Here is a 7812-nt window from a genome sequence, read left to right on the forward strand (position 1 = left end):
CGAATGACAAAGTCGCTTGGTAGTTACGATACGACAGAATCGCTTGGTGATCACATGTGGGTCACTAGGATCTCTAACTCATTTCTGCCCCAAAATCATTTAGAGTAAATGCTCATCTCGAAACCAGTATGATCTGCCTAGCCAATATTTTCTAATGTTATGTCGCGTGTTGTAAAATATGTGAACATCAGTCCAACTTGGTGATGAGACAAAGATTTAACGAAAAGCCACAGTGAATACCGTGGCTTTATTATTGAAGTTGTGGAGTTTTTTAGTTAGCTAGAGTGGTGTAAGCCGTTCCAAACAATGTCTCGGTATCGCGGTTGGTTGGTGTCACCTTCAGTGCTAAATAGCATGATGGTTGCGTCTTGGTTTAAACCTAGCTCATCACGTACTGCTTGGTCTGCGCCCTCTCGGCAAAGTTGGTAAAGAAGGCCTAGTGTAATCGCACCTGACTCACCGCTGATGATTTGGCTGTCACCTTGTAGTGGGTTACCTAGAACACGCATCCCGTTTGCTGAAATACTGTCATCAACCGAGATAAAGTAGTTACTGCAATCACGCAATACTGGCCATGTCACTGGGTTTGGTTCACCACACGCAAGGCCCGCCATGATTGAGTTCAACTCACCAGTTACGTTGACCATTTCGCCTTTTTCGCCTGAGCGGAAAATACAATCTGCGGCTGCTGGCTCTGCAATGATGGTTTCAAATGTATCTGCGCCTAGCTTGTCTGCAAGGTAGCCTAATATGCCGCCTGCCATTGCACCTACGCCAGCTTGTAAGAATACGTGAGTTGGAGCGCTAAATTCTTGCTCTTGAACTTGCTCGACGGCTTCGTCTGCCATGGTCATGTAACCTTGAGAGATCCATGTTGGGATCTCTTCATAGCCATCCCATGCTGTGTCTTGTACTAGCATCCAACCGTTATCTTGAGCGGTTTGGTTTGCCATGCGTACCGTGTCGTCGTAGTTAACTTCCGTCACGATGCATTCTGCACCTAAACCTTGAATGCGGTTAACACTGGCTTGAGACGAGCCTTTTGGCATATAAACCACAGCTTTTTGGCCCATTTCACGAGCCGCCCACGCGACACCAGTGCCATGGTTACCCGCTGTTGCTGTCGTAAATACAAGTGGCTTATCCAGTTTTGAAGCAACGGTTTTAAGGTTGATCTCAGAGATGTCGATACCAAGATGTTTTGCCAGTTGACGACCTAGAGCGTAAGAGCCACCTAGCACTTTAAATGCATTCAACCCAAAACGCTTAGATTCGTCTTTTACTAGGATCGCTTTAACACCAAGGTGATTAGCAAGATTAGGAAGAGAGACAAGTGGCGTTGGTTGGTAACCTTCGATCTGACGGTGAAACTCACGCGCTTGTTGCGCTTGAGATACAGTGAATAGCTCGCAAACTTGTCCAGTGTAGAATGAATTTTTTGATAGTTTTAACATAGGGCACACTTAGATACAGGCAGAGGAATTAAAGGCCATCAAGCGATGTTCAATGACCTTACTTTGTCGTTAATAACATTACATAGTTATTTTTTGTTATACGCAGTCACTAAAAGCAATACGTGATTACTTGATGTAAGCGATCGCTTCAACTTCGACTAGTGCGTCTTTTGGCAAACGAGCGGCTTCAACACAAGAGCGTGCTGGCGCGTTCTCTGTACCAAATACTTCCGTGTACACCTCGTTAAATGCAACGAAGTTTTCCATATCAGATAGGAAACATGTGGTTTTAATAACGGTATCCAGTGAACCACCACTTTGTTCCAAAACTGCTTTTAGATTTTCTAGTGACATACGAGCTTGCTCTTTGATGCCACCTTCAACAAACGCCATTGTTTTTGCATCAAGCGGTAATTGACCTGAAGTGAAGATTAGGTCTTTGAATGCCATACCTTGAGAGTAAGGGCCGATTGCTGCTGGTGCTAGATCTGTATGGATTTTTGTTTTCATTTCGTTTCTCTTTATATGATTTCTATGCTCTAAACTCGCGGATGTATTTGTAAATAGCGTGGCGAGTAATACCAAGACGCTCAGATACGAATGCTGTCGCCTCTTTTAATTCGAAAATACCGTTCTCAAGCAACTGCTTGGTAATGGCTTTGTTTCGACCTTTTAAGTTGACTGACTCATCGTTGTCGACTTCAAAAATAGCGTGCTCAAGCGCTTGCTCAATCACTTCTGTTGTTGAAGCTCCAAAGTTCTCATGCACACCCACAGGGGCATGAGCCATGTCTGGCATTAAAGTTTTTATGATCTCAGGAAACGGGTGAGACAAGTTCATATTGATACAGAACAGCCCAATTGGTTTGCCATTTTCTCCAGCTAGTACACAGGTCGTAGACTTAAGTAACGATCCATCTTTGCTGGTGGTGAAGTAACTCTTTGGCGTGACCTCACCAGTGCTCTCAAACACACTCAGCATCTTCAGCCCCAGATCGGTGATAGGTGACCCTACTTCTCGACCCGTGTGGTGTCCGTTCACTATCTTCACTACCGACTTTTCAAAGCTCTCGAATGAATGAATCACAACCTCACAGTGCGGACCAATAAAATCGGCAATGGTTTCGGCTAAGCGAAAGTTCAGTGCGAGATGCTCTCTGTCATTGTCGGTGAATTCTACGTTAAACGATTTATATGCTGATGCGTTCATTTTAGACCACTGTTGTTAACTTTAATTGCCTTTCATTATCTTTGGTTACTCGATGTATTTCAAGTTGCCAATTAACTTCATGTAACTATAAGACTATATATCCGCTTCCTACACAAGTCTAAAGTTACAAATAAGTACCTAAAATTGATCGTAATCAACAATATTTCCAGTTTTAGATGTTTTCTGGTCACTATAGTTAACCATAAGAGCTTGGTCACATTATTTAACTTAAATGTCAGTAAGATGCTCACCGTAACGTAAACAAAATTGAACTATAGGGTTGGTTACTGGTTGTGAAGAGCAGCAGAAGTGCCTACCTAAATACAATAATTAGAGGTTCCAATGACTAACTACCTAAACCGCGGCTTCAAACAAGCTGAGTTTGAACACAGAACATCACGCGCTCAAAAAGTCATGCATGAGATGAATCTGGATGCGATGATTTTCACAACCGAGCCAAACGTTCGCTACTTCACTGGCTTCCACACTCAGTTTTGGCATAGCCCAACTCGTCCATGGTTTGTCATCGTTCCTGCAGAAGGAAAGCCGATTGCGATTGTTCCTGAAATCGGAGCAAGTGGTATGGCGGGAACATGGGTCGACAACATTATTACTTGGCCTTCTCCTCGTCCTGAAGATGATGGCATTAGCTTAGTTGCTAGCGCATTGAACTCTTTGCCTTGTCGTCATGGCCGAGTAGGCGCAACGCTGGGCATTGAATCTCACCTACGTATGCCTGTGAACAACTACTTGAAATTAACCACCATGGTTAAGAAAGACTTTGTTGATGTGTCTTTAGCAATGCATGAACTTCGTCAGATCAAATCACAAGCTGAAATTGAGAAAACACGTGAAATCTGCCGCATTACTAACGTTGGGTTTAGCAAGATTCCGGGTTACGCAAAAGCCGGCATGACCGAGCGTGAAATCTGTAAACAGTTCCGTATCGATATGTTGTTAGAAGGTGCGGACGAATGCCCTTACATCATCGCAGGCTCAGGGCCAGATGGTTATGACAGCATCATCATGGGCCCAACTGATCGCATCATTGAACCGGGAGATGTGTTGATCATCGATACGGGTGCTGTACGTGATGGTTATTTCTCTGATTTCGACCGTAACTGGGCATTTGGTCATGCTAGTGAGCAAACCAAAGCGGCATACCGCGCTACTTACGAAGCGACCACGAAAGGCTTCGAGGCAGCGAAACCGGGCGCAACCACGACGGACATCTATAACGCGATGTGGGGAGTACTAGAAGCCAATGGTGCATTGGGTAACGACGTTGGTCGTCTAGGTCATGGTTTAGGTATGGAGCTGACAGAGCGCCCGTCTAACACGGCTACCGACAACACAGTACTTAAGCCAGGCATGGTGATGACACTAGAACCGGGCATGGTTTACGCGCCGGGTAAGTCGATGGTTCACGAAGAGAACATCGTGATCACTGAAGACGGCGCTGAATGGTTGAGCGAACGAGCTGAACCAGAACTGATCATTATTTAGCTCAAAATTTAACACCGTACAAATTAAACACCCTACAAAAGCTGACTCTGGATTCTGGAGTCAGCATATAAAAATTATAAAAAACTGGGCGGTGATGCATCGCTCTTATTCAATAAGAAACAAGATTACGGAAGATAAAATGAATACAACAAACAGAGACACATTTTTAGGATGGACTGCTGCCATTGCTGTTGCCTGTATCTGGGGCGTAACTGGGGTGGTATCTAAGCCGCTCTCTATGGCTGTGGACCCGATGACATTGGTATTTTTCCGCTACGTTACTGCGGTAATTGGCCTTTCCATCATTTTCTTTTTTACATCACGTAGCAAAAGCTTAAGCGCTGACCTGGGTTCTTCGTTAAAGATCGATACCAAAGATATTGGTCGCATTGCGCTTTGTGGCATCGTTGGACAAGGGGTGTTTTCACTGTTCAACTTCCTTTCTCTTTCTCACATTGGTGCGACTGAAAACGGTGTTATTCAAGGCATGCAGCCGTTCGCGACGGTTTTCTTTGGCATGATGTTTATGAACTTCCGTATGAACAAGATTCAGTGGGGTGCTTTCATTGCTTCGGCGGTTTGTATTTACGCAATGAGTGTTGGTCCGACAAACTCCATTGAAGGTGGTACGCCACTACTAGGTTACGTTTACGTGACGTGTTCAATGTTGGCGTTAGCGTGGACAGCCCACTTACGAGCTAGTTTAGCGGACAAATACGGTTCAGTTGTTTCGATGCTTTACCAATACATCTCAGTTGCAGTAATGGGCATCATCGTTGTATTGACCATGGGCTTAGACCTATCTCAGATTTACATTATCTTCTCTAGCCCGCTGTTAATTGCTTTGCTTATTTTCTTAGGTACGGGGATCTCTGGCGGTAGCTACTTGATTCAATTGTATTCTTTCAAGCGTATCGGTGTCGAAAAGGCAACGATGGCATTAAACCTAATGCCTTTGGTTGGCTACTTAGTGGCGGTTTTAACACTTGGCGAACAGATGGCAATGGGCAAAACCATCGTTGTTTCATTAATTGTGGTCGCACTTTACGTGTTCACGAAGTTTGAGACAAAGCAGGAAGAACAATCTTCAGAAAATTTAGCGTGCGATAAAAAGGCAACACCAGAAGCGAGCTAAGTGATGAAATCAGTGACTAAAGGTTGGATTGCAGCGATTGGCGTAGGGTTGTTATGGGGTTCAGAGGGCGCATTAGCTACCTTGCCATTACAAACCATTGATGCGCGATTGTTGGTGTGGCTACGCTACATGATGGCATTCTTTGTTTTATCTTTAGTCCTGATTTTCTCGGCAATGATCCACAAGAAAACTCAAAGCAAACCGAAGTTGGCGTCAGCATGTTAGTGCTAGCTCCTCCGTTTACGTCTCAAGATAGAGGAGTAAACATCGGGCACCTGATTTGTCTATTGAGTGTGCTGAGCTTTGCGTCGGTGACTCATTTGCGCGCTCAGCTTGCAGAAAAATACGGTGCAACTTGCACCATGCATTATCAATTTGGTTTTGCGGCGGTTGGATTTTTCATTTACTTACTGGTTTCAGGCCCCGATGTACCAAGCCTGTTACTAGTGATTCGCCCTTCTTGGTCGTTACTCTGCATTATCGTGCTAGGTGGCTTTGTATCAGGGCTGGGCTACATCGCATACATATACGGCATAGAGCGTGTTGGTGTTGAAGGCAGCAGTATGGCTTTAAACCTCATCCCTATGTCTGCATTTTTCATCGCTGTTTTGGTGTTTGGCGAACCCATCACACCTTTTAGGACGCTGGCTGTTGGCTTGATTATTGTAGCAATGATGCTGTTTGCAGCATCCAACAAGTCCCGCGGGATGACACCTAAAACAGTTTTAACAAATTAATTTTAAGTATTTATTGGAGTTTCCATGACTAACATTGCCAACGTTACAGAATGGCGCCGCCATTTACATCAGTATCCAGAGTTCGGTACTGAAGAGTTCATAACATCTGAATTCGTAGCGAACAAGCTCGAAGAGTTCGGCATTGAAGTTCACCGCGGTATTGGCGGAACAGGTGTGCTTGGAATTCTGAAAAATGGCACAAGCGATCGCTCGATTGGTCTACGTGCGGATATGGATGCGCTGCGCATTCATGAACAGAACACTTTTTGTCACGCTTCAAAACATGAAGGAGCGATGCACGCTTGTGGACATGATGGCCATACCGCGATGCTACTGGGTGCGGCGCAAGAGTTAGCAACCAGTAAGCAATTTGATGGCACTGTATACTTCATTTTCCAACCAGATGAAGAGCGAGGCACAGGAGCGAAAGCGATGATCGCTGATGGCCTGTTCACTCGTTGGAATATGGATGCGATTTACGCTATGCATAACTTACCGGGTATCCCAGAAGGTAAATTTGTGACTCGTCCAAGCTCGCTTATGGCAAGTGAAAGCAGTTTTGAGATTGTGATCAAAGCGACGGGCGGCCACGCGGCGATGCCACACATGGGAACCGATCCGATTGTTGTTGGAGCTCAGGTGGTCACAGCACTGCAAACCATCGTTTCGCGTAATTTGAGCGCCATTGATGAGACGGCGGTTATCTCGGTGACTAACTTTGTTACCAATGGAACCGTGAATGTGATTCCTTCGCAAGTGACTATTTCTGGTGACACTCGCAGCTTTACCGATCAAGCATTGCATAAAATTGAGAAAGCGATTGAGCGTGTCGTCGCTGGCCAGTGCATGTCAGCAGGTGTTGATTATCAATACCACTTCAACAACAGCTTCTTATCAACGATTAACACGCCTGAAGAGACGGCTCATGCAGTGAAAGCAGCACAAGCGGTTGTTGGTGAAGAGAATGTGAATGGAGCTTGTGAACGCTTCACCATCAGTGAGGATTTCTCGTTCATGTTACGCGAAGTAAAAGGGTGCTATGTGCTAGTTGGGAATGGTGTTGGTGAATGTGGAGGTACTGCTCTTCATAACCCGCATTATGATTTTAACGATAATATTTTGGAACACGGTGTTGGGTTCTGGAAGACGCTTGTAGAGCAACAGTTATCATAACAAGCAGATATCCTTGAGTCTGTATTGCTCATAATGCAACTTAGGCTACTGTAACGAAAACTAACTGTGGCATACTAAAGTTAGCGGCTTTCTGCAAAATTTTGCAATACTTGATGTTATTTATGGTTTGCTAAATTAGGGAGGTCGTTAACTCGTTTATGTCCTAGCGCGTGCTGAAGCTGATCTAGGCAAACACGCCTTTGCCCCAAAGTTCGTTAGAGCAAATGCTCTGCACAATTTAGGGGCGTGCGTTTTGCCCTACGAAAAGTTATCCAAATTCGGTAGCTGTCAAAGTTATGCCACACAGAAAACCGCCCCCATTATCTTTATCACTAACCTATTGATTTATTGTTGAAGCGTAAAAAGAAAGGCTGCATTATGTGATCATAGAATACAAACGCCGCTTAGCAATCAGGAGAAACAATAAGTGTAAATATCAGAAGTGCAGAAATCAGTGATTCGAAGGCAATCAGTGAATTAATCTTACCTTTAGCAAAAAAATATGTTTGTCCTACTTGTGATGCGTCTGCACACGATATTTTGGGCTTTGTTGCGTAATTAAATTTAAAGATAGAACTACCCCGTTTCGCGTATTTC

General features: G+C 44.5%; 9 protein-coding genes. 5 read left to right on the plus strand and 4 right to left on the minus strand.

Annotation, left to right across the window (positions count from 1 at the left end; all coding sequences use genetic code 11):
• Nucleotides 1-275: 275 nt before the first annotated feature.
• The 3 genes from dpaL to AB6C75_RS21990 all read right to left on the minus strand — a co-directional run bounded on the left by dpaL (nucleotide 276) and on the right by AB6C75_RS21990 (nucleotide 2664).
• Nucleotides 276-1454: a diaminopropionate ammonia-lyase gene (dpaL, locus tag AB6C75_RS21980; protein WP_372049707.1), complete on the minus strand. Its 1179-nt coding sequence runs from the start codon at nucleotides 1452-1454 to the stop codon at nucleotides 276-278.
• 126 nt (nucleotides 1455-1580) lie between these two features.
• Nucleotides 1581-1964 carry a RidA family protein gene (locus tag AB6C75_RS21985; RefSeq protein ID WP_004732389.1) on the minus strand — a complete coding sequence of 128 codons (384 nt, stop codon included), beginning with the start codon at nucleotides 1962-1964 and terminating at the stop codon, nucleotides 1581-1583.
• A 22-nt stretch (nucleotides 1965-1986) separates the two neighbouring features.
• Nucleotides 1987-2664, minus strand: a complete 678-nt coding sequence (locus AB6C75_RS21990; protein WP_004732387.1) for a transcriptional regulator — start codon at nucleotides 2662-2664, stop codon at nucleotides 1987-1989.
• Between the two features lie 342 nt (nucleotides 2665-3006).
• Here AB6C75_RS21990 and AB6C75_RS21995 point away from each other — a divergent pair, with 342 nt between their 5' ends.
• The 5 genes from AB6C75_RS21995 to AB6C75_RS22015 all read left to right on the plus strand — a co-directional run bounded on the left by AB6C75_RS21995 (nucleotide 3007) and on the right by AB6C75_RS22015 (nucleotide 7215).
• Nucleotides 3007-4170 (plus strand): M24 family metallopeptidase, encoded by a 1164-nt coding sequence (locus AB6C75_RS21995; RefSeq protein WP_372049709.1) that lies wholly within the window; start codon nucleotides 3007-3009, stop codon nucleotides 4168-4170.
• A gap of 139 nt (nucleotides 4171-4309) precedes the next feature.
• The gene (locus tag AB6C75_RS22000; protein WP_048662517.1) at nucleotides 4310-5305 is read left to right on the plus strand and encodes a DMT family transporter; all 996 of its coding nucleotides are present in this window, start codon (nucleotides 4310-4312) and stop codon (nucleotides 5303-5305) included.
• 3 nt (nucleotides 5306-5308) lie between these two features.
• On the plus strand, nucleotides 5309-5530 hold the full coding sequence (locus tag AB6C75_RS22005; RefSeq protein ID WP_017099106.1) for a hypothetical protein: 222 nt from the start codon (nucleotides 5309-5311) through the stop codon (nucleotides 5528-5530).
• Nucleotides 5524-6042: a DMT family transporter gene (locus AB6C75_RS22010; RefSeq protein WP_372108327.1), complete on the plus strand. Its 519-nt coding sequence runs from the start codon at nucleotides 5524-5526 to the stop codon at nucleotides 6040-6042. The genes AB6C75_RS22005 and AB6C75_RS22010 overlap by 7 nt, the downstream gene beginning before the upstream one ends.
• Nucleotides 6043-6066: 24 nt before the next feature.
• The gene (locus AB6C75_RS22015) at nucleotides 6067-7215 is read left to right on the plus strand and encodes a M20 aminoacylase family protein (protein ID WP_017099104.1); all 1149 of its coding nucleotides are present in this window, start codon (nucleotides 6067-6069) and stop codon (nucleotides 7213-7215) included.
• Between the two features lie 404 nt (nucleotides 7216-7619).
• Here the strand turns inward: AB6C75_RS22015 and AB6C75_RS22020 are convergent.
• A partial coding sequence (locus tag AB6C75_RS22020) for a hypothetical protein (RefSeq protein WP_371714837.1) occupies nucleotides 7620-7812 on the minus strand: 193 nt, incomplete at its 5' end.

Source organism: Vibrio sp. 10N.237.312.B06, assembly GCF_041464685.1.
Classification (GTDB): domain Bacteria; phylum Pseudomonadota; class Gammaproteobacteria; order Enterobacterales; family Vibrionaceae; genus Vibrio; species Vibrio tasmaniensis_A.

Excerpts from the sequence above, each read along its gene's own strand:
- AB6C75_RS22000 (WP_048662517.1), top strand. The coding sequence starts at position 4,310 with ATGAATACAACAAACAGAGACACATTTTTAGGATGGACTGCTGCCATT.
- AB6C75_RS22010 (WP_372108327.1), top strand. The coding sequence starts at position 5,524 with ATGTTAGTGCTAGCTCCTCCGTTTACGTCTCAAGATAGAGGAGTAAAC.
- AB6C75_RS21995 (WP_372049709.1), top strand. The coding sequence starts at position 3,007 with ATGACTAACTACCTAAACCGCGGCTTCAAACAAGCTGAGTTTGAACAC.
- AB6C75_RS22015 (WP_017099104.1), top strand. The coding sequence starts at position 6,067 with ATGACTAACATTGCCAACGTTACAGAATGGCGCCGCCATTTACATCAG.
- dpaL (WP_372049707.1), bottom strand. The coding sequence starts at position 1,454 with ATGTTAAAACTATCAAAAAATTCATTCTACACTGGACAAGTTTGCGAG.
- AB6C75_RS22005 (WP_017099106.1), top strand. The coding sequence starts at position 5,309 with ATGAAATCAGTGACTAAAGGTTGGATTGCAGCGATTGGCGTAGGGTTG.
- AB6C75_RS21985 (WP_004732389.1), bottom strand. The coding sequence starts at position 1,964 with ATGAAAACAAAAATCCATACAGATCTAGCACCAGCAGCAATCGGCCCT.
- AB6C75_RS21990 (WP_004732387.1), bottom strand. The coding sequence starts at position 2,664 with ATGAACGCATCAGCATATAAATCGTTTAACGTAGAATTCACCGACAAT.